General features: G+C 64.6%; 18 protein-coding genes. 11 read left to right on the top strand and 7 right to left on the bottom strand.

Annotated features, from left to right (window positions below; all coding sequences use genetic code 11):
• Nucleotides 1-4 precede the first annotated feature (4 nt).
• Together aguB and ACZ5BO_RS02755 are read right to left on the bottom strand one after the other, a co-directional pair.
• A complete protein-coding gene (gene aguB, locus ACZ5BO_RS02760) occupies nucleotides 5-883 on the bottom strand; it encodes an N-carbamoylputrescine amidase (RefSeq protein WP_464698131.1) in 879 nt (292 codons plus the stop codon).
• A 225-nt stretch (nucleotides 884-1,108) separates the two neighbouring features.
• The gene (locus ACZ5BO_RS02755) at nucleotides 1,109-4,027 is read right to left on the bottom strand and encodes an aminotransferase (RefSeq protein ID WP_464698129.1); all 2,919 of its coding nucleotides are present in this window, start codon (nucleotides 4,025-4,027) and stop codon (nucleotides 1,109-1,111) included.
• Nucleotides 4,028-4,264: 237 nt separating this feature from the next.
• On the opposite strand from ACZ5BO_RS02755, the gene rfbB reads away from it, so the two are divergent.
• The 7 genes from rfbB (at nucleotide 4,265) to ACZ5BO_RS02720 (ending at nucleotide 11,468) form a co-directional block, all read left to right on the top strand.
• Nucleotides 4,265-5,347 carry a dTDP-glucose 4,6-dehydratase gene (rfbB, locus tag ACZ5BO_RS02750; protein WP_464698127.1) on the top strand — a complete coding sequence of 361 codons (1,083 nt, stop codon included), beginning with the start codon at nucleotides 4,265-4,267 and terminating at the stop codon, nucleotides 5,345-5,347.
• A complete protein-coding gene (gene rfbA, locus ACZ5BO_RS02745) occupies nucleotides 5,344-6,219 on the top strand; it encodes a glucose-1-phosphate thymidylyltransferase RfbA (protein ID WP_464698125.1) in 876 nt (291 codons plus the stop codon). The genes rfbB and rfbA overlap by 4 nt, the downstream gene beginning before the upstream one ends.
• Nucleotides 6,216-6,761 (top strand): dTDP-4-dehydrorhamnose 3,5-epimerase, encoded by a 546-nt coding sequence (rfbC, locus tag ACZ5BO_RS02740; RefSeq protein ID WP_025128448.1) that lies wholly within the window; start codon nucleotides 6,216-6,218, stop codon nucleotides 6,759-6,761. The genes rfbA and rfbC overlap by 4 nt, the downstream gene beginning before the upstream one ends.
• A complete protein-coding gene (rfbD, locus tag ACZ5BO_RS02735) occupies nucleotides 6,758-7,639 on the top strand; it encodes a dTDP-4-dehydrorhamnose reductase (RefSeq protein WP_025128449.1) in 882 nt (293 codons plus the stop codon). Before rfbC ends, rfbD begins: the two co-directional genes overlap by 4 nt.
• Nucleotides 7,640-7,673: 34 nt before the next feature.
• The gene (locus ACZ5BO_RS02730) at nucleotides 7,674-9,482 is read left to right on the top strand and encodes a sensor histidine kinase (RefSeq protein ID WP_025128450.1); all 1,809 of its coding nucleotides are present in this window, start codon (nucleotides 7,674-7,676) and stop codon (nucleotides 9,480-9,482) included.
• Between the two features lie 86 nt (nucleotides 9,483-9,568).
• Nucleotides 9,569-10,975 carry a sigma-54-dependent transcriptional regulator gene (locus ACZ5BO_RS02725; protein ID WP_464698122.1) on the top strand — a complete coding sequence of 469 codons (1,407 nt, stop codon included), beginning with the start codon at nucleotides 9,569-9,571 and terminating at the stop codon, nucleotides 10,973-10,975.
• A gap of 37 nt (nucleotides 10,976-11,012) precedes the next feature.
• A complete protein-coding gene (locus ACZ5BO_RS02720) occupies nucleotides 11,013-11,468 on the top strand; it encodes a YiiD C-terminal domain-containing protein (RefSeq protein WP_025128452.1) in 456 nt (151 codons plus the stop codon).
• 96 nt (nucleotides 11,469-11,564) lie between these two features.
• Here ACZ5BO_RS02720 and cysQ read toward each other — a convergent pair whose 3' ends face one another.
• Together cysQ and nudE are read right to left on the bottom strand one after the other, a co-directional pair.
• Nucleotides 11,565-12,413, bottom strand: coding sequence for a 3'(2'),5'-bisphosphate nucleotidase CysQ (gene cysQ / locus ACZ5BO_RS02715; protein ID WP_025128453.1), 849 nt, complete (start codon nucleotides 12,411-12,413; stop codon nucleotides 11,565-11,567).
• Nucleotides 12,414-12,424: 11 nt separating this feature from the next.
• Nucleotides 12,425-12,991 carry an ADP compounds hydrolase NudE gene (gene nudE / locus ACZ5BO_RS02710; RefSeq protein WP_025128454.1) on the bottom strand — a complete coding sequence of 189 codons (567 nt, stop codon included), beginning with the start codon at nucleotides 12,989-12,991 and terminating at the stop codon, nucleotides 12,425-12,427.
• 222 nt (nucleotides 12,992-13,213) lie between these two features.
• Here nudE and yrfG point away from each other — a divergent pair, with 222 nt between their 5' ends.
• Nucleotides 13,214-13,876 (top strand): GMP/IMP nucleotidase, encoded by a 663-nt coding sequence (gene yrfG, locus ACZ5BO_RS02705; protein WP_464698119.1) that lies wholly within the window; start codon nucleotides 13,214-13,216, stop codon nucleotides 13,874-13,876.
• Nucleotides 13,877-13,937: 61 nt separating this feature from the next.
• On the opposite strand, the gene lysM is transcribed toward yrfG, so the two are convergent.
• Nucleotides 13,938-14,378 carry a peptidoglycan-binding protein LysM gene (lysM, locus tag ACZ5BO_RS02700; protein ID WP_025128456.1) on the bottom strand — a complete coding sequence of 147 codons (441 nt, stop codon included), beginning with the start codon at nucleotides 14,376-14,378 and terminating at the stop codon, nucleotides 13,938-13,940.
• 136 nt (nucleotides 14,379-14,514) lie between these two features.
• Between lysM and ACZ5BO_RS02695 the strand changes: the two genes are divergently transcribed.
• The 3 genes from ACZ5BO_RS02695 to ACZ5BO_RS02685 all read left to right on the top strand — a co-directional run bounded on the left by ACZ5BO_RS02695 (nucleotide 14,515) and on the right by ACZ5BO_RS02685 (nucleotide 18,806).
• On the top strand, nucleotides 14,515-15,402 hold the full coding sequence (locus ACZ5BO_RS02695) for a LysR family transcriptional regulator (protein WP_025128457.1): 888 nt from the start codon (nucleotides 14,515-14,517) through the stop codon (nucleotides 15,400-15,402).
• Between the two features lie 299 nt (nucleotides 15,403-15,701).
• Nucleotides 15,702-18,050, top strand: a complete 2,349-nt coding sequence (locus ACZ5BO_RS02690) for an FdhF/YdeP family oxidoreductase (protein ID WP_464698116.1) — start codon at nucleotides 15,702-15,704, stop codon at nucleotides 18,048-18,050.
• A 282-nt stretch (nucleotides 18,051-18,332) separates the two neighbouring features.
• Nucleotides 18,333-18,806 carry a glycine zipper domain-containing protein gene (locus tag ACZ5BO_RS02685; RefSeq protein WP_025128459.1) on the top strand — a complete coding sequence of 158 codons (474 nt, stop codon included), beginning with the start codon at nucleotides 18,333-18,335 and terminating at the stop codon, nucleotides 18,804-18,806.
• A gap of 152 nt (nucleotides 18,807-18,958) precedes the next feature.
• On the opposite strand, the gene ACZ5BO_RS02680 is transcribed toward ACZ5BO_RS02685, so the two are convergent.
• Both ACZ5BO_RS02680 and ACZ5BO_RS02675 read right to left on the bottom strand, forming a co-directional pair.
• Nucleotides 18,959-19,393 carry an acyl-CoA thioesterase gene (locus tag ACZ5BO_RS02680; protein ID WP_464698114.1) on the bottom strand — a complete coding sequence of 145 codons (435 nt, stop codon included), beginning with the start codon at nucleotides 19,391-19,393 and terminating at the stop codon, nucleotides 18,959-18,961.
• 66 nt (nucleotides 19,394-19,459) lie between these two features.
• The gene (locus ACZ5BO_RS02675; RefSeq protein ID WP_464698112.1) at nucleotides 19,460-20,686 is read right to left on the bottom strand and encodes a 3-hydroxyacyl-CoA dehydrogenase; all 1,227 of its coding nucleotides are present in this window, start codon (nucleotides 20,684-20,686) and stop codon (nucleotides 19,460-19,462) included.
• Between the last annotated feature and the right edge of the window lie 26 nt (nucleotides 20,687-20,712).

The following is a 20,712-nucleotide window of genomic DNA, read 5'->3' as shown; positions in this document are numbered from 1 at the left end:
GTGTTCAGGACTCCAGGGAACCGTCGAGGGTTTTCAGCGCGCCATAGAGGTTCGGACGACGGTCACGGAAACTGCCCCAGGCGCTGCGGATGTGCTCGAGCTCGTCGAGGTCGAAGCTGTGCACAAGGATACCTTCTTCGGTTTGGTTGAGCTCTTGAACCTTCTCGCCGAACTGGTTGGCGATGAAGGACGAACCGTAGAAGGTGATGTCGTAGCCGTCCTGCTCTTCGTTGCCGATGCGGTTGCTGGCAATCAGCGGCATCAGGTTGGCCCCAGCATGGCCTTGCTGCACGCGCTGCCAGTGATCGCGCGAGGAAATGCTCTTGTCGTGAGGCTCGCTGCCGATGGCGGTGGGGTAGAAGAGGATCTGCGCCCCTTGCAGCGCCATGCTGCGGGCGCATTCGGGGAACCACTGGTCCCAGCAGATGCCCACGCCGATCTTCGCGTAGCGGGTGTTCCACACCTTGAAGCCGGTATCCCCCGGGTTGAAGTAGTACTTCTCGTGGTAGCCAGGGCCATCCGGAATGTGGCTTTTCCGATAAATCCCGAGGTTGCTGCCATCGGCGTCAATGATCGCGATGCTGTTGAAACGCGCCCGCCCGGCCAGCTCGTAGAAGCTGATGGGCAGCACCACTTGCAGCTCCCTGGCGACTTTCTGGAAATGCGCGATGGCCACGTTGGCCTCGACGGTGGTGGCCAGCTGCAGGTAGTCCGGGTTGGGCTTCTGGCAGAAGTACGGGGCTTCGAACAACTCCTGGAGCAGGATGATCTGCGCGCCCTTGGCGGCAGCTTCACGCACCAGCCGTTCAGCGGTTTCGAGGTTGGCCTCAAGGTCCCAGGAACAAGCCATCTGGGTAGCGGCGACGGTAACGATACGGCTCATGGATCAACTCCTGGGCGAATACGAGGCGGTGGATGACAGCCATGGAAAAGACTCGGGCAGGGAAAGTTCGCGCCCGACTACGGCCACTTTATATCCGATAAATATCGACTTTAAAAGCTAGAAAAATATGAAACCAGAAAAATACGCAACAAAAACCCGATAACAATCGGGTTTTCTATCAGCCCGCCTATCGTCTGCCGATGGGCGGGCCTGCAACGCTCGCCTCTAGAGCTCTTCGCCCAGTACCTTGGACAGCATGTCGACGAAGAAATCCACACTCTGCCGGGTGGTGACCATCGGCGGCTTGATCTTGAGAATGTTCAGGTGATCGCCGGTGGGCTGCATGAACACGCCCAGCTCCCGCAGGCGCTCGCAGAGCAAGGTGGTTTCCTCGGTGGCTGGCTCCAGGGTCTGGTGATTGCGGATCAGTTCCAACCCCAGGTAGAAACCCGAGCCATGCACCGCCCCCACCAGCGGATGCACATCCTTCAAGGCTTCCAGCCGCTGCCTGAAGTGCTCGCCGACCACCCGGGCGTTCTCCCAGAGACCTTCCTCCTGCATCACATCCAGCACGGCGATGCCGATGCGGCAACTGACCGGGCTGCCGCCGGATGAAGAAAAGAAGTAACCCTCGGCTTCCAGCGCCTCGGCAATCTCGCGCCGGGTAATCACCGCCCCCAGGGGTTGGCCGTTGCCCATGCCCTTGGCCATGGTGATGATGTCCGGCACCACGCCCTGTTCTTCAAAGCCCCAGAAGAACCGGCCCATGCGCCCGTAGCCCACCTGGATCTCATCGGCGATGCACACCCCGCCTCGGGCACGGACCCGCTCATACACCTCGCTCAGGTAGCCAGGCGGCAACGAAATGCCCCCGGCGTTGCCATACACCGGCTCACAGATGAACCCGGCCAGCTGGCGCTTCTGTGCGTCCAGCTGGTCAAGTTGCTGATCCACGCTGCGCAGGTACTGCGGGGTGCTGTCCTGGCCACGGAATTCGCCGCGATAGGTGTTGGGCGCCGTCACCGGGTGCACCCAGTCCGGGCGGCTGGTGAGGGCCTGGGGGTTGTCAGCGATCGAGGTCGATACCGCGTCCGCCGCCACCGACCAGCCGTGGTAGGCCTCCAGCACGCTGAGCATGTCGCGCCCGCCGCTGTAGGCCCAGGCCAGGCGGATCGCCAGGTCATTGGCCTCGGTGCCGCTGTTGACCAGGAACACCCGGTCCATGGAGTCGGGCGCCAGGGCCAGCAGACGCTCGGAGAACTCGGCAATCGCGGCATAGTGAAAGCGTGAATTGGTGTTGAGCAGCGACCATTGTCGCGCCGCTTCGCTGGCCATCCGTGGATGACCGTGACCAAGCACCGCGACGTTGTTGAGCATGTCCAGGTAGGAGCGTCCCTGCATGTCGATCAGGTGGTTGCGCCAGCCCCGCTCGATGCGCGGCGGATCGACGTAGTAATGCTTTTGCGAGCGAGCAAAACTGGCATCGCGGCGGGCCAGCAGGCGCTGCGGGTCCAGTTCCGGCTCGGCGTCACAGGCCAGGCCCAGCAGCGCCGCCGGAGAGGGGCACAGCGCCTGCCAGGCCGGGGCCCGGGAGGGCGTGCAGAACAGTGGCGGATGCAACTCGGCGGCGCGACACAGCTGCACTTTGAGCCGCCCCTCGCTGCCCACTGCCCCGAGCACCTGGCCCTTGACCAGGGCAGCTCCCGAATGCAGCGAAGGCTCGACGCCCCACAGGTGCACGCTCAGGGTCGGGCCATCCAGGCGCCACAGCCCCTCTTCGGCGCGATGCAGGACACCGGCGAATGGCGCCTCCACCGCCGTGCCCCCTGGAACCTGCAACTGCACATGCAATGGGCAGGTCTGCGGTTCCAGTGCACAGTCATGGCGGGTGCGCGACAGGCGGTACTGCCCATAGCGGCTGGCCGCCAGGCCATGGGCGGCGCCCGCTTCCGCCAGCAGGCGGTCGTCGACTCCCGGCTGCTCCCAGTTGCCGGCCTCGAAATGCGGGCTGAGCACTCCCAGGTCGATCAGGGCGAACTCGCGGCCCACCAGGCTCGGCAGCAGCGGGGCAAAGCCTTCGCTGCCGATGGCCGGCAACGTCTGGCCGACAGCCGTGAGGATCGCCGCTTCCATCAGCTCGAACGACACCGAACTGGCGACCTCGAAGATTTCCCATTCGTGGGCCAGGTTGGCGCGTGAATACGCATTGCCGGGATCGATGCTGACCTGCTGCTCGCCACTGAGCACCAGCACCGCGGCCCGGGCCACGATCAGCGGCCAGAGTGCCAGCAACTCAGCCCGTTGCAGCGGGTTGACCTGGTGATAGGCCTGGATCGCCGGCAGGATGCGCAGCGGATCGCCCTCGGCGTGATGCAGCAGCGCTGCACAGGTCACCGACAAATCGGTGATGCGCCAGGTGCGGATCAGGTCACCGAAGTCGATCACCCCCTGCAACTGCCAATGCCGCGCCGCATCCCGCTGCCAGACCACGTTGTCGTCGGTGATGTCCATGTGGATCGCCTGCACCGGCAACTGCTCCAGCAGTGGCTGCAGGCGGCGCTCGGCGCGCTGCGCGGCTTCGCGAATGCGAGCCTGCTGCTGCGGCTCGGTGATGATCGGTAACAGGTGGCCGATCAGCGCCTGGGCGTGTCGGGCATCCCACTGCAGGGTGCGCTCGAGGCCCGGATGCTGAAAATCCGCCAGGGCCAGGTCCATCTGGCCACAGAGCCGCCCGAGGCCCGCTACCAGTTCACGGCCCAGGTGCGGCAGATGGGTCAGGGAGCGGCCGTCTATATAGTCGAGCAATCGCACATGCAGTGCTTGCCCGGCAATCTCCAGGGACAGCAGCTCGGCGCCGTCTTTTGCTGCAATGACCCGAGGCACCCGCAGCCCCGGGAGCTGTTGCAGATGCTTGAGGCCGGCGTGCTGCGCCTGCAGTTCCAGGGCGGCGTAGTCGCCGCGGCAGATTTTCAGGACAAAGCGGCCTTGCGGGCTGTCGACGCGGTAGTTGAGGTCCTGCTGGCTGCCCAGGGTCTGCAAGGTGCCGTGCAGGCCGTAATGGGTTTGCAGCAGTTCCAGCGCTTGCTGTGCAGTCACTCGCGGGCTGGGCAGGCTGGCGCGGTGGATCAAAGTGGCGAGCAACATACAACGTCCCCTGGAATTATTGTCAGCCGCTTATATCGCCACTGCCCAAGGCGTTGCGCAACCCCCAAAAACGCTGAACGCACGATGCCCCTGACGGTCGCATGCCTGGTTTTGATCGGATTTCGCCCGCCCGGAATGCAATCGGTGGGCTGCGCCTATTGCGCCACAGGCGTTGTGTCGACAAGCTATGCTGCATTTCTGCAGCACATGATCTTTTAAGGATACAGGCCACTTCACATGCGCATTCTTGTCACCGGCGGAGCCGGTTTTATCGGTTCGGCCCTGATCCGCCATCTGATTCAACACACGGAACACGAAGTGCTGAATCTGGACAAATTGACCTACGCCGGCAACCTGGAGTCGCTTGAGAGCATCGCCAGCAACAGCCGCTACGAATTCGTCAAGGCAGATATCGTCGACCAGGCCACCGTCAGCGCTGTGCTATCACGCTTCCAACCCCACGCGATCATGCACCTGGCGGCCGAATCCCATGTCGACCGCTCCATCGACGGCCCCTCGGATTTCATCCAGACCAATATCGTCGGGACCTACAGCCTGCTGGAAGCGACACGCGCCTACTGGCAGCAGTTGCCCGAAGCGGAAAAAGCCGCCTTCCGTTTCCACCATATTTCCACCGATGAGGTCTACGGCGACCTGCATGGCGTCGATGACCTGTTCACCGAAACCACGCCCTACGCCCCCAGCTCGCCCTACTCCGCCAGCAAGGCCGCGTCCGACCACCTGGTCCGCGCCTGGCAGCGTACCTATGGCCTGCCGGTGCTGATCACCAACTGCTCCAACAACTACGGCCCGTTCCACTTCCCCGAGAAGCTGATTCCACTGGTGATCCTCAATGCCCTGGCAGGCAAGCCACTGCCGGTCTATGGCAATGGCCTGCAAGTGCGTGACTGGCTGTATGTCGAAGATCACGCCCGGGCTCTGTTCAAGGTAGTGACCGAAGGCGTGGTGGGCGAGACCTACAACATCGGCGGCCACAACGAACAGAAGAACATCGACGTGGTGCGTGGCATCTGCAGCCTGCTGGAAGAGCTGGCCCCGGAAAAACCCCAGGGCCTGGCCCACTACGCCGACCTGATCACCTTCGTTCAGGACCGTCCCGGCCACGATCTGCGCTACGCCATCGACGCCGGCAAGATCGAGCGCGAACTGGGCTGGGTCCCGGAAGAAACCTTCAACAGTGGCCTGCGCAAGACCGTGCAGTGGTACCTGGACAACCTCGAGTGGTGCCGCCGGGTACAGGACGGCAGTTATCAGGGCGAACGCCTGGGCTCCACCGACATCAAGGATCTGATTGCATGATCAAGGGCATTGTTCTGGCGGGCGGGTCCGGTACCCGCCTGCACCCCATCACCCTCGGCGTTTCCAAGCAGCTATTGCCGATCTACGACAAACCAATGATCTACTACCCGATCTCGGTGCTGATGCTGGCCGGCATCCAGGACATCCTGATCATTTCCACCCCCCATGACCTGCCGCAATACCGCAACCTGCTGGGTGACGGCAGCCAGTTCGGCGTGCGTTTCAGCTATGCCGAGCAGCCGTCGCCGGATGGACTGGCCCAGGCCTTCCTGATCGGCGAGGCGTTCATCGGCAATGATCCGGTGTGCCTGATCCTCGGCGACAACATCTTCCACGGCCAGTACTTCGGCGAACAACTGCGCAATGCCGCCCAGCGTCCTGGCGGCGCCACCGTATTCGGCTATTGGGTCAAGGACCCGGAGCGTTTCGGGGTCATCGACTTCGACAGCGAGGGCCGCGCCCTGTCCATCGAAGAGAAACCCAAGCAGCCGAAATCCAGCTACGCCGTCACCGGCCTGTATTTCTACGACAACGACGTGGTGCAGATCGCCAAGGCGGTCAAGCCTTCGCCCCGTGGCGAACTGGAGATCACCGACGTCAACAACGCCTACCTCAAGCGTGGCGACCTGCATGTGGAGCGTTTCGGTCGGGGCTTCGCCTGGCTCGACACCGGCACCCACGACAGCCTGCTGGAGGCCTCCCAATACGTGCAGACCATCGAGCACCGCCAGGGCCTGAAGGTCGCCTGCCTGGAAGAGATCGCCTACGAGAACCGCTGGATCAGCCGTGAGCACCTGCTGGAGCGCGCCGCCTATTTCGGCAAGACCGGCTACGGCCAGTACCTGTTCACCTTGGCCGGGGAAAATCAATGAATGTCATTCAGACTGAACTCCCGGGCGTGCTCATTATCGAGCCCAAGGTGTTTGGCGACGAGCGTGGTTTTTTCTACGAAAGCTTCAATGCCAAGGCATTTGCCGAAGCCACGGGCCTCGATACTCAATTCGTCCAGGACAACCACTCACGCTCGCAGCAGGGCGTGCTGCGCGGGCTGCACTACCAGTTGCAGAACACCCAGGGAAAACTGGTGCGCGTGACCCAGGGCGAAGTACTCGACGTGGCCGTGGACATCCGTCGCAGCTCGCCGCACTTCGGCCAGTGGGTGGCGGTGCGCCTGTCGGCCCAGAATCATCGCCAGCTCTGGGTTCCCGAAGGCTTCGCCCATGGTTTCGTGGTGCTCAGCGACTTCGCCGAGTTCCTCTACAAGACCACCGACTACTACACTCCCTCTGCCGAGCGCTGTATCCGTTGGGACGATCCGACACTCGCCATCGACTGGGAGCTCAGCGCCCCCCCGCAACTGTCCGCCAAGGATCAGGCAGGAACCCTGCTGACTGAGGCCGACCTGTTCCCATGAGCACTCCCCTGAAAATCCTGATCAGCGGCCAGCACGGCCAGGTGTCCCGCGAGCTGCAACAGCGCCTCGGCGATTTGGGCCAACTGGTGGTCCTGGGCCGTGACCAACTGGACCTGACTCACCCGGAGCAGATTCGCCAGCAGGTCCGGGCGATCCGTCCCGACCTGATCATCAACGCCGCCGCCCACACCGCCGTCGACCAGGCCCAGAGCGAAGCGGACCTGGCCTTCGCGATCAACGCCACCGCCCCCGGAATCTTCGCCCAGGAGGCCCAGGCACTGGGCGTCCCGCTGATTCACTACTCCACCGACTACGTGTTCGATGGCAGCAAGGACGCGCCCTACGTGGAAGACGACGAGCCCAATCCGCTGAGTGTCTATGGCGAGAGCAAGCTGGCCGGCGAGCGAGCGATCAATCTGGTCCAGGGCCAGCACCTGATCCTGCGCACCAGCTGGGTCTATTCCAGCCACGGCAAGAACTTCCTGCTGACCATGCAACGCCTGCTGCAGGAAAAACCGGAGCTGCGCATCGTCGCCGACCAGATCGGTGCTCCGACCTGGGCCGGTACCATCGCCAACAGCACCCGCGCCCTGATCGAACGCTGGCAGGCCGGCAACCCCGGAGCCTGGGGCACCTACCACCTCACCGCCCATGGCGAGACGTCCTGGTTCGGCTTCGCCCAGGCCATTGGCGAGCAGCTGCTGGCCATGGGCAAACCCTGCGCGGTACTGGAAGCCATCCCCTCCAGCGCCTACCCGACACCGGCACCCCGGCCACTGAACTCGCGGCTGGACTGCAGTCGGCTGGCGCAGCAGTGGGGAGTGATCCAACCGGACTGGCACACCGCATTGCGCGAGTGTCTTGCCGAGCAGGGCTAGGCATAATGCGCCTGTATCCACAGGCGCCCTTCCCATGACTGCACCCCTTCCCCGTCGTCCCCGCTGGCGCAGCCTGGCGCTACTGGCCCTGTGCCTGGCGCCGTTGCTGTGGCCACTGGAGCACCTGGCCGAACGCTATTACCGCAACGAACTGGCCAGCCAGAATCGCCAGACCCTCGACCTCTACGTGGCCAACCTGCTGGGCACCCTGCACCGCTACGAAGTGCTTCCGCAGATTCTCGGCGACCTGCCGGCACTGCGCTCGGTACTGGGCGCACCGGACGATAGCGTGACCCAAGGCAATGCCAATCGCCTGCTGAAAAACATCAGTGCCCAGACCGGGGCCGAGGTCATGTACCTGATGGACACCCGGGGCAACACCCTGGCAGCGTCCAACTGGGACAAGCACGACAGTTTCGTCGGGCGCAATTTCGCCTTTCGTCCCTACTTCAGCGAAGCCATGGCCGGACGCCTCGGGCGCTTCTTCGGCCTGGGCACCACCTCGGCCAAGCGGGGCTATTTCTTCGCCGCGGCCGTGCGCGATGGCGAGCGAGTTCTTGGCGTGCTGGTGGTCAAGGTCGATCTGGATCACACCGAGAGCCTGTGGGGCAAAACCCCGGAACAGTTGCTGATGACCGACCACAACGGCGTGGTGATCCTCACCTCGCGCCCGGAATGGCGCTTTCGCTCGACCCGGCCGTTGAGCGCCGAGGAGAGCCAGGCCATCGTCGCCATCCAGCCCTACCCGACCCGCGCCCCACGGCCATTGAATCTCAACCCCGCTGCCTGGCTGACCCAGACCCAGCAGATCGAGGAAACCGGCTGGAGCGTCAGCATCCTCGCCCCGCGCACCCTGATCGATCGTCCGGTGCGCACCGTGGTCGCGGTGGGCGCCGCTGCGCTGCTGGTACTGATGCTGCTGCTGGGCCTGATGATGCAGCGTCGTCGCCACTACCTGGAGCGGATCGCCTTCGAAGCCAAGGCCCGACGGGAGCTGGAGATGCGTGTGGCCGAGCGCACCAGTGACCTGGAGAGCCTCAATCGACGCCTGAAACAAGAAGTGCTGGAGCGTGAGACCGCCCAGCAGGAACTGGTCCGCGCCCAGGACAATCTGGTCCAGGCCGGCAAGCTCTCGGCCCTGGGCACCATGTCCGCGAGTATCAGCCACGAGCTCAACCAGCCCCTGGCAGCGATCCGCAGCTACGCGGAGAACGCCGAAGTGCTGCTGGACCACCAGCGCACCGATGAAGCCCGGGGCAACCTCAAGCTGATCAGCGAGCTGACCGGGCGCATGGCCTCGATCATCACCCACCTGCGGGCCTTCGCCCGGCGCGACCACCACGCCCCGGAAAGCGTCGCCCTGCAGCCAGCCCTGGACGATGCCCTGGCCCTGCTGGCCAAGCGCCGCCGGGCCATGGAGGTGGAACTGATCCGCGACCTGCCGGCCGCCACGCTGTGGGTCGAAGCCGGGGAAACCCGCCTGCGCCAGGTACTCGGCAACCTGCTGGCCAATGCCCTGGACGCCCTGACCGAAAAGGGCCCGCCGCGCAAACTCTGGCTGAGTGCCGAATCCACCGCCGCGGGCGTCAACCTGTGCATCCGTGACAATGGCCCGGGCTTTTGCCTGGAGGCCCTGGGGCGCGCCGGCGAGCCGTTCTATACCACCAAGACGCGCACCCAGGGACTGGGACTGGGCCTGGCGATCTGCGACACCCTGATGCGTGCCTTTGGCGGCGAACTGTCGTTCGCCAATCACCCCGAGGGCGGCGCCCTGATCACCCTGCGCCTGCGCGCCGGGGCACCGGGGGTAAACCTGCAACCCTCCGAGGATCGCGGGGTATGAAGCACCCCGACAGGCTTTGCCATAAGCTATCCACCTCACCGCCCGGCCTGGCGTTGCCGGCCATGACACGACCTGGAAAGTGACCGATGACCCGCCCCGACTCCCTCGATCCCCAGCTGCAGGTGGTACTGATCGATGACGATCCCCATCTGCGCCAGGCCTTGAGCCAGACCCTGGACCTGGCCGGACTCAAGGTGCTGTCCCTGGCCGAGGCCCAGGGCCTGGCCCCGCGCCTGGAGCGGGACTGGCCGGGGGTCGTGGTCAGCGATATCCGCATGCCCGGCATGGACGGCCTGGAGCTGCTCAACCAACTGCATGCCCAGGATCCGGAACTGCCGGTGCTGCTGATCACCGGGCACGGCGATGTGCCCCTGGCGGTGCAGGCGATGCGCGCCGGTGCCTATGACTTTCTGGAAAAACCCTTCGCCAGCGATGCCCTGCTGGACAGCGTGCGCCGGGCCCTGGACTGGCGCCGCCTGGTGCTCGACAACCGCAGCCTGCGCCTGGCCCTCAGCGACCGTCAGGAGCTGAGTGCGCGGTTGGTGGGCCAGTCGGCGCCGATGCTGCGCCTGCGCCAGCAGATCGGCGCCCTGGCGGCGACCCGGGCAGACGTGCTGATCCTTGGCGAGACCGGAGCCGGCAAGGAGGTGGTGGCCCGCGCCCTGCATGACCTGTCGGGGCGGCGCAACGGTCCGTTCGTGGCGATCAACGCCGGTGCCCTGGCGGAGTCGGTGGTGGAAAGCGAACTGTTCGGCCACGAGCCGGGGGCCTTCACCGGCGCGCAGAAACGCCGCATCGGCAAGTTCGAATTCGCCAATGGCGGCACTCTGTTTCTCGATGAAATCGAAAGCATGAGCCTGGATGTCCAGGTCAAGCTGCTGCGCCTGCTTCAGGAGCGGGTGGTGGAGCGCCTGGGGGGCAACCAGCTGATCCCCCTGGATATCCGCATCATCGCCGCGACCAAGGAAGACCTGCGCCAGGCCGCGGACCAGGGACGCTTTCGCGCCGACCTCTACTACCGCCTGAATGTCGCCCCGCTGCGCATTCCGTCCCTGCGTGAACGGGGTGAAGACGCACTGATGCTGTTCCAGCATTTCGCCGACGAAGCCAGTGCCCGCCACGGCCTGCCGCCCCAGGAGCTGCAGCCCGGGCATCGTGCCCTGCTGCTGCGCCACGACTGGCCGGGCAACGTGCGCGAACTGCAGAACGCCGCCGAGCGTTTTGCCCTGGGCCTGGAGCTGGCCCTGGACCACAACGACCCGCCGCACGGCGCCGCTGTCGCTCCCAAGGTGATCGCAGGCGGCCTGAGCGAGCAGGTGGAACACTTCGAGAAGAGCCTGATCGCCGCCGAACTGGCCCAGCCCCACAGCTCGATGCGCAGCCTTGCCGAAGCCCTGGGCATTCCCCGCAAGACCCTGCACGACAAACTGCGCAAGCATGGCTTGAACTTCGCCGACGGTGGCGCCAGCCAGCCCGGCGACGAATCCGAATGAGCCCCACCGTTACTCCCTTGACCCTTGAGGCCCGTGCATGAACCGCGACAGTCGATACCTGGAATCCATCCTCCATCACGACATTCCCCTGACCCGGGACATGGGGCTCAAGGTCCTCGACTGGCAGGCACTAGAGTTGCGCCTGCACCTGCCCCTGGAGGCCAACGTCAACCACAAGAGCACCATGTTCGGCGGCAGCCTGTACTGCGGCGCGGTCCTGGCCGGTTGGGGCTGGCTGCACCTGCGGCTCAAGGAAGTCGGGATCGAGGATGGGCACATCGTCATTCAGGAAGGGCAGATCAGCTACCCGCTGCCGGTCACCGGCGATGCGGTGGCGATCTGCGGCGCACCGGATGAAAAGGTCTGGAAGAAATTCCTTGCCATGTACCAGCGCTACGGCCGGGCCCGACTGACCCTGGACACCCGCGTGGTCAACGCCGGCCAGGACGCAGATGCCGTGCGTTTCAGTGGCCAGTACGTCCTGCATCGCTGACGCCACACTGTGGCGGGGGGAGCCTGCTTCCGCTGGGCCGCAAAGCGGCCCCAGACCCTGACGCCGGGACTCTCCGGAAAGACCTGGAAAGCCGCTTTACTGCGCCTGTGCAGCCCCGTTGCAATCACACAGCGCCAACAGCTTCGCCCGCCAGGTGGCCTTGGCCGGCAACGCCAGGAAAAAGCCATTGAGCAACGACTCCCGGGGCGGGTAGCAGAACGGCACACCGGTCATGTCCAGCACCTCGCCCCCGGCGCCTTCCAGCACGCCCTGGGCCGCCGCGGTATCCCACTGCGAAGTGGGCGCCAGGCGCGGATAGCAATCCGCCGCCCCTTCGGCCAGCAGGCAGAACTTCAGCGAACTGCCGATATTGGCCAGTTGCAGCTCGCCCAGGGCCGCCCCCAGGCCACTGAGCAACCGTTCCTGCTCCGGGCTCGAATGACGACGGCTGGCCACCACGGTAAAGGCTTCCCCCGCACCTGGCTGTTCGCGCACCTGGATCGCCTGGGGCGACTGCCCCCGATCCGCCCGCCAAGCCCCCAGGCCTGCGCCACCAAAGTAGCAACGCCCATTGGTGGGCATCGACACCACGCCGAACACCACCCGTCCCTGTTCGATCAGGGCGATGTTGACGGTGAACTCCTCACTGCCGGAAATGAACTCCTTGGTGCCGTCCAGCGGGTCCACCAGCCACCAGCGCTGCCAGCCGGCCCGGGTCGCCTGGGGGATGTCGGCATCTTCCTCGGAGAGTATCGGGATGTCCGGAGCCAGCGCGGTCAGGCCGGCCACGATCAAGTGGTGGGCGGCCAGGTCCGCGGCAGTCACCGGGGACTCGTCGGCCTTGTGATTGACCGCCACATCGGCGCGCCAGAACGGCAGGATCGCCTCGCCGGCGCGCAGCGCCAGGTCGATCACCGGTGCCAGCAGAGGGTGGGGCAGGTTCATGCTGATCTCGCTCATGCTTGAAAGACTCCGCGCTGGCTCAGCAAGTCGCGGGTCAGGTACAGCGCGGCCAGGGCCCGGCCTTCACTGAATTGCGGATTCTGCACCAGGCTGGCCAGCTCTCGCAGGTTGACTTTGTCGACCCGCATCGGCTCCGGCTCGTCGCCCTCCAGGCGCTCTTCGTACAGGTCGGTGGCCAGCACCACCTGGATCTTCTGGCTCATGTAGCCCGGGGACAACGACAGCTCGGTCAGGTGCTCCAGTTGCCGCGCGCCAAACCCGGCCTCCTCCTTGAGCTCGCGCTCGGCCGCCGCCAGGACGTCCTCGCCCGGCTCGATCAGGCCCTTGGGCAAGGACAGCTCGTAGGCGTCGGTGCCGCCGCAGTATTCCTCCACCAGCACCGCGTGCTCCGCATCGAGCATCGCCACGATCATCACTGCGCCATAGCCGGCGCCCTTGCCCACCAGGCGCTCATAGGTGCGCTCGGCGCCATTGGAGAACCGCAACTGCACCTCTTCGACACAGAACAGACGACTGGTGGCGACGATCTCGCGGGCGAGTACGGTGGGTTTCTGGCGCATAACGGGCTCCTTGGCGATAGCGGGTTACTATACAGCCTGTTTTAAAGTGACTGGGTTGCAGATTGCGTGCCTGCCCCCAGGCCCCGGGACGGATTGTTTACTGCGTGTGACCGTTGCCGCCAGGGTATTTTCTCTATCCTTGCGGTCAGTGGATTTCCCTTGCCCCCCTAGCCTTGTCGACCCTGGCGGTCGGCTGTTTTCTGATTGCTGGAGAAGTGTTCGATGGCCTTACTGCCCTGGCATGAAATCGATACCGTCCTGCTGGACATGGACGGCACCCTGCTGGACCTGCACTACGACAACCACTTCTGGATGGAGCACCTGCCCCAGCGCTATGCCGAGTTGCACGGGGTCAGTCGGGCCATGGCCGAGCTGGAGTTGCAGCCCTTGTTCGAGCGTAACGCCGGGCAGTTGCAGTGGTATTGCCTGGACTTCTGGAGCGCCGAGCTGAAACTCTCGGTGCGCGAACTGAAGCTGGAAACCGCCCACCTGATCGCCCTGCGCCCGGATGCCGATACCTTTCTTGCCGCGCTCAGGCAGGCCGGCAAGCGAGTGATACTGATCACCAATGCCCACCGTGATTCCCTGTCGCTGAAGTTGGAACGGATCGAGCTGGCGCCCTACTTCGAGCGCTTGATCAGCTCCCATGACTACGGCTTCCCCAAGGAAAACCCGCAGTTCTGGGACGCCCTGCAGGCCGATATCCAGTTCGACCCGGCCCGCAGCCTGTTCATCGACGACACCTTGCCGATCCTGCGCAGTGCGCGGGACTTTGGCGTGGCGCAGTTACTGGCGGTGAGCCAGCCAGACAGCCGCAAAGGGCCGAAGGACACCGCGGAATTCGCGGCGCTGGGAGACTATCGGGAACTGATCGCAGGGCTGTGAATGCCTTTGCGGGCAAGCCTGCTCCAGTGGAGCAGGCTTGCCCGCACGCGCGGCTAACCGATCACTCGGGAATACGCAGGACCTGCCCCGGATAGATCTTGTCCGGGTGGGACAGCAGCGGCTTGTTGGCCTCGAAAATCTTGTTGTACTTGTTGGCATCGCCGTATTGCACCTTGGCGATGGCGCTCAGGGTGTCGCCCTTCTTCACGGTCACGAACACCGCCGACACCACGACCGGACCGGTCACGGTGATCTGGTCCTCGACACTGCCGACACCGGCGATATTGCCCAGGGCCAGAAGGATCTTTTCCTTCTCTTCCTGGCTCGCTACTTCGCCGCTCACGATGACCTTGTCGCCTTCCACGGTGGCCTGGACATTGGGATTGCCCAGGCCGACCTTGGCGATGTGCTCCTTGAGTTGCTCGCTGGCATTGGCGTTACCCGGGGTCAGCAAGTCGATCAGTTTTTCACCGGCTTCTTTCACAAAGCTGAAAATGCTCATGTCGCACACTCCTTGGTTGATAGATCCAGACGCGAAAGACTAGACCAGCCTGACCGGGTGAGGTTCCCGGGCGACCAGTGACCCAAGGTCGCGCCCGCGCGGTAGAATCCCGACCTTTTGCCGCCCCGGAGCGACGATGGACATCAAGCAGCTGAAATTCCTCATCGCCCTCGACGAAACCCGTCACTTCGGCCAGGCCGCGGCCCGCTGCCATATCACCCAGCCGACCCTGTCCATGCGGCTGCGCAGCCTCGAGGCAGAGCTCGACCTGCCCCTGGTCAACCGTGGCCAGCGCTTTGAAGGCTTTACCGCTCCCGGCGAGCGGGTCCTGGCCTGGGCTCGTACCGTGATCACGGCCTACGACGGCCTGCTGGCCGAAGCCGCCGCGTGCCGGGGCAGCCTGGTGGGCACCTTGCGACTGGGCGTGGTGCCCTTGTCGAGCTTCGATCCCTTGCCCTTGATGCAACGCTTGCACAGTGAACACCCGAACCTGCGCTTCGAGCTCTCGTCCCTGAGTTCCGAGCAGATTCTCGAACAGCTGGCGAGCAACCGCCTGGACCTCGGCGTGTCTTACCTGGAGCGCCTGGACAGCGAGCACTTCGACTCGCTGGCCCTGGGCCAGACCCGCATGGGGCTGTTGTACGACCAGCGGCATTTCAGCTTCGGCGAGCAGCCCCTGAGCTGGGAGTCCTTGATCGAACTGCCCCTGGGCCTGCTCACCAGCGGCATGCACTTTCGCCAATCCATCGACCACAACTTCCACATCCGCGGCCTGCATCCACAGCCAGTGCTGCAGACCGATGCCGTCCATCAGTTGGTGCAGATGGTCCACGGCGGCCTGTGTTGCGCGGTGATGCCCCTGGACAGCGGCCTGGAAGCCCTCACCGAACACCTGCGCCTGCAACCCATCGAAAATGCCCAGACCCTGGCCCGCCTGGGCTTGATCATGCGACGCAGCGCGCCGCGCTCCGCCCTGGCGCAAGCCTGCTTCGCGCTTTATCAGGAATCGTTCAACGAGGCTTGATCGACGCCATCTATCAAGGGATCAGTACTAGCAATTAGACGCGACAGATTGCCGCGCTTAGTCTTGGCCCCACTACGCCGCTGGTCCCTTAACGAACGCTAGTGCCCGGCCTGCATGGCTCCCGCCCCCGCAACGCCGCCAGGCGTTTGCCGCCCGCCAGACCCACAGCCCCCTCAAGCGCTCGCAAGCGGAAGCCACCAGCCTGGCCAGGCGATGGTCGCGTGATCAGCGCCTCAACCTTGTCCACCTGCCGCCGTGAAGTGCGCCGCGGGTCGACAGCCCGCGATGGAGAGTCGCCCGTGAGTACACATCATCAAGCCGATCAGAAGCCGGTGGCCCGCTACAAGCCCTACAAGGGCCCGGCCGGTGGCTGGGGTGCCCTGATCAGCGTGGCCCAGGCCTGGCTGACCAGCGACAACGCCCTGAAGAATATCCGCATGATGCTCAAGACCAACCAGAACGGCGGTTTCGACTGTCCGGGCTGCGCCTGGGGCGACTCGCCGGAAAGCGGCATGGTCAAGTTCTGCGAAAACGGCGCCAAGGCGGTCAACTGGGAAGCCACCAAGCGCCGGGTGGACGCGGCCTTCTTCGCCAAGCACAGCGTCACTTCGCTGCTGGAGCAGAGCGACTACTGGCTGGAGTACCAGGGCCGGCTGACCGAGCCCATGAGCTACAACGCCGAGACCGACCGCTACCAGCCCATCAGCTGGGAGAACGCCTTCAGCCTGATCGCCAAGCACCTGCACAACCTGCCCAACCCGGACATGGCCGAGTTCTACACCTCGGGCCGGGCCAGCAACGAAGCGGCCTATCTGTACCAGCTGTTCGTGCGCGCCTATGGCACCAACAACTTCCCCGACTGCTCGAACATGTGCCACGAGGCCAGCGGCGTGGCCCTGGCGCAAAGCGTCGGGGTCGGCAAGGGCACCGTGACCTTCGATGACTTCGAACACGCGGACGCGATTTTCGTCTGGGGCCAGAACCCCGGCACCAACCACCCGCGAATGCTCGAGCCGCTGCGCGAAGCAGTGAAGCGCGGGGCCCAGGTGGTGTGCATCAACCCGCTCAAGGAGCGCGGCCTGGAACGTTTCCAGCACCCGCAAAGCCCGATCGAGATGCTCACCAACGGCAACCGCCCAACCAACACCGCCTACTTCCGCCCGGCCCTGGGCGGCGACATGGCGCTGCTGCGGGGCATGGCCAAGTTCCTCCTGCAGTGGGAGCGCGACGCGCAGAAACTCGGCGCCCCGGCGGTGTTCGACCATGCTTTCCTCAATGAGCACACCGCCAACGTGCTCGACTACCTGGGCATGGTCGACGACACCCCCTGGGAACAGATCGTCGAGCAATCAGGCCTGACCCTGGTGGAAATCGAACAAGCGGCGCGCATGTACGCCAAGGGCAAGAACGTGATCATGTGCTGGGCCATGGGCATCACCCAGCACCGCCACTCGGTACCGACCATCCAGGAAATCGCCAGCCTGATGCTGCTGCGGGGCAATATCGGCAAGCCCGGCGCCGGCCTGTGCCCGGTACGCGGCCACAGCAACGTGCAGGGCGACCGCACCATGGGCATCAACGAACGCCCGCCGGTGGCCTTCCTCGATTCCCTGGAGCGGCGTTTCCAGTTCAAGGTCCCTCGGGAGAACGGCCACAACGTGGTCGAGGCGATTCACGCCATGCTCGAAGGCCGCTCCAAGGTGTTCATCGGCCTGGGGGGCAACTTCGCCCAAGCCACCCCGGACAGCCCACGGACCTTCCAGGCCCTGAGCAACTGCGACCTAACCGTGCAGATCAGTACCAAGCTCAACCGCAGCCACCTGGCCCACGGCAAGCAGGCGCTGATCCTGCCGTGCCTGGGCCGCACCGACATCGACCAGCAGGCAGGCGGCCCGCAGGCCGTGACCGTGGAAGACTCCTTCAGCATGGTCCACGCCTCCAACGGCCAGTTGCAGCCATTGTCGGCGCACATGCGCTCCGAGCCATGGATCCTCGCCGGTATCGCCGCCGCGACGCTGGGCAGCCGCCCGGTGGACTGGAACTGGCTGGCGGCGGACTACGGGCGCATCCGCGACCTGATCGCCGACACCATTCCCGGCTTCAAGGACTTCAACGAGCGGCTCAAGCACCCGGGTGGTTTCTACCTGGGCAACAGCGCCGGGGCGCGGCAGTGGAACACCCCCTCGGGGCGCGCCAACTTCCGCGCCAATGCCTTGCCCAAGGACCTGATCCACGAACGCACCCGGGCCACCGGCCAACTGCCGGACCTGATCCTGCAGTCGATGCGCTCCCATGACCAGTACAACACCACCATCTACGGCCTCGATGACCGTTATCGTGGGGTCAAGGGCCAGCGCGACGTGCTGTTCGCCAACGAGGCGGACATCATCCGCCTGGGCTTCAAGCCGGGGCAGAAGGCCGATATCGTGTCGCTCTGGGATGACGGTCGCGAGCGTCGGGTCAAGGGCTTCACCCTGCTGGCGTTCGATATTCCGGCGGGCCAGGCTGCGGCCTACTACCCGGAGGTGAACCCGCTGGTGCCATTGGAAAGTACCGGTGACGGCAGCCACACCCCGACGTCGAAGTTCATCGCCATCCGCCTGGAGGCGGCCAGCGACAGCGGCCTGATCATGGCCCGCTCGGCCTGATGCCTGACTTGAGGGCCTCTTCGCTGGCAAGCCAGCTCCTACGCTTGACAGGTAAGCTGGCGAGCGCCTCTTCGCGGTCTTGAATCGCGGGCACAAAAAAGGCCGCTTTTGCATAAAAGCGGCCGTTCCGAAGTAGCTAAAGACCCGCAAAAATCACTTAAGTTCCGCAATAAAAACAGTAAGTTACGAGATTGTGTACAACTCGTGCTATTCGTCGGATTTCGTTTGTAAGCGTGGTGATACAGCCTCAGGATCGCGCCGTCATCCCTTTGAGGCTCCTCTATGAAGTTCTCCTCGATTCTCTTGTTGTCCCTTGGCCTGATCAGTGGCGCAGCCTCTGCCGGCGGCACCACCGAAGCAGGTGTGGGCGGCGCATTGGGCGGGGTTCTAGGCTCGGTGGTCGGTCAGCAGATCGGCGGTAATACCGGCTCGGCCATCGGCGCAGCCCTGGGCGGCGCGGGCGGCAGTGCGGTGGGTGCCGACAAGCGCAGCCGTGGCCAGGCAGCCATTGGCGGTGCCCTGGGTGCTGCCGGCGGCAACGTCGTCGGGCGCAGCATGGGGGGCAACACCGGCAGCCTGATCGGCGCAGCAGCAGGCGGTGGCGCCGGCGGCGCGCTGGGTAACTACATGGGCAATGAAAGTGCCCGGGAAGATCGCAACTACCGTGGCCGCGACGACCGCCGCTACTACCGCGATGGCCACCGTGGCCGGGGCCATGCCTATGGGCATCGCAAGCACCGTCACTATCGCGACTGATCACCCGGACCGCGCCGCGGCCTCAGTAGCAGGTGGCGGCGCAGCAGGACCCAGGCCGGCAACCTCATGGCCGATACCGGCCTTCAGGGCTGCGACCTCGCCCTTCACAACCAGGGGCAATGACCCAGATTGAAGACAGCGGCTACCTGCATTCAGGCGGGTAGCAGCTGCTCCAGGGCCACGCGCAATGCGGGCGGAATCGGCACGGGCTGGTTCGAGGCCCGGTCCACGAACACATGGACGAAACGCCCCGCCGCACAGGCATCCGCTTCTCCCGCCTTGAACACCGCCAGCTCATATTGCACCGAGCTGTTGCCCAGCTTGCCGACTCGCAGGCCGATCTCGATACGCTCGGGAAAGGCGATGGACGCGAAGTAGTCGCAAGCCGAACTGACCACCAGCCCCACCACCTCGCCATCATGGATGTCCAGCCCCCCCTGTTCGATCAGGTAGGTGTTCACTGCCGTGTCGAAGAAGCTGTAGTAGGTGACGTTGTTCACATGGCCATAGACGTCGTTGTCATGCCAGCGGGTGATGATCGGCTGGAAATGGCGGTAGCCGCCGCGTTGCGGCATGGACTCGGTCATGCAGGTTTCTCCCATCGACTCGATACCGGGCGATCGATTGATCGCCCGGCATTTCACCCCAAGCAGCTACGCCTGGGCAAACCCTTTTCCTGCCGCCGCCAACTCGTCGATCAGTTGCGCCGGGCGCCAATGCGCGCCGTGCTCGGCCTGCAGGTGCAACAGGCGCTGGCGAATCCGCCCAAGCCCCTGAGTATTCGCCCAGCTCATCGGGCCACCCCGCTCCCGGGGAAAGCCGTAGCCGTTGAGGTACACCCGATCGACGTCATGGGCCGAGCGGGCAATGCCTTCCTGGAGGATCTTTGCGCCTTCATTGACCAGCGCCAGCAGGCAGCGCTCGAGGATTTCCTCAGGGCCGATGTCCCGACGCTGATACCCCAGGCCTTCGCTGACCTGCTGCACCAGGGCATCGACCTGCAGATCATGTTCGGCCTGGCGACTGCCCGGTTCGTAGTGGTAGTAGCCGTCGCCGCTCTTCTGGCCGAAACGCCCCAGCTCGCACAGGCGGTTGTCGACCTGCACTTCAGGCGCAGCCTGGCCGACGCCATCCAGTTGCCGGGCACGCCAGCCCAGGTCGATGCCGACCACGTCATACATGCGAAACGGCCCCATGGCGAAACCGAAGCCCTGCAGCGCCGCATCCACCTGATAGGGGAAGGCCCCTTCCAGGAGCATCTTGCGGGCCTCCAGCACATAGGTATTGAGCATGCGATTGCCAATGAAGCCGAAGCAGTTGCCGGCCACCACGCTGACCTTGCCCATCCGCTCGCCCAGGGCCAGGGCCGCTTCGAGCACCGCCGGCGCGGTCTTGGCGCCGCGCACCACTTCCAGCAGTTTCATGATGTGTGCCGGGCTGAAGAAGTGCAGCCCCAGCACCAGGGATTGCCGCTGGGTAACAGCGGCAATCGCGTCGATATCCAGGGCCGAAGTATTGCTGGCCAAGATCGCCCCGGGCTTGAGGGTGGCGTCCAGCTGGCGAAAGATCTGCTGTTTGAGTTCGAGGTTCTCGTAGACCGCCTCGATCACCAGGTCCACCTCGGCAAGCTGTGGATAATCCGCCACGGGCTTGATTCGTGCCAGGCGCGCATCGGCCTCGGCCTGATCGATCCGCCCCTGACGCAGGTTGTGGGCGTAGGTCTCGGCCACCGCCTGCAATGCTTGCTCAAGCATCTGCGCATTGTTGTCCAGCCAGAGTACCGGCAGGCCGGCGTTGGCCAGGCACATGACGATACCGCGGCCCATGGTGCCGGCGCCGATCACTGCGGCGCGCTGAATGTCGAATGCTGTCTGGCTCATGCTGGCTCTCTTGTAGGCAATTCGAA

Source organism: Pseudomonas sp. FFPRI_1, from assembly GCF_055384485.1.
Note: the sequence above shows the minus strand (reverse complement) of the source record. Positions and strands in the feature narration are given on the sequence as shown.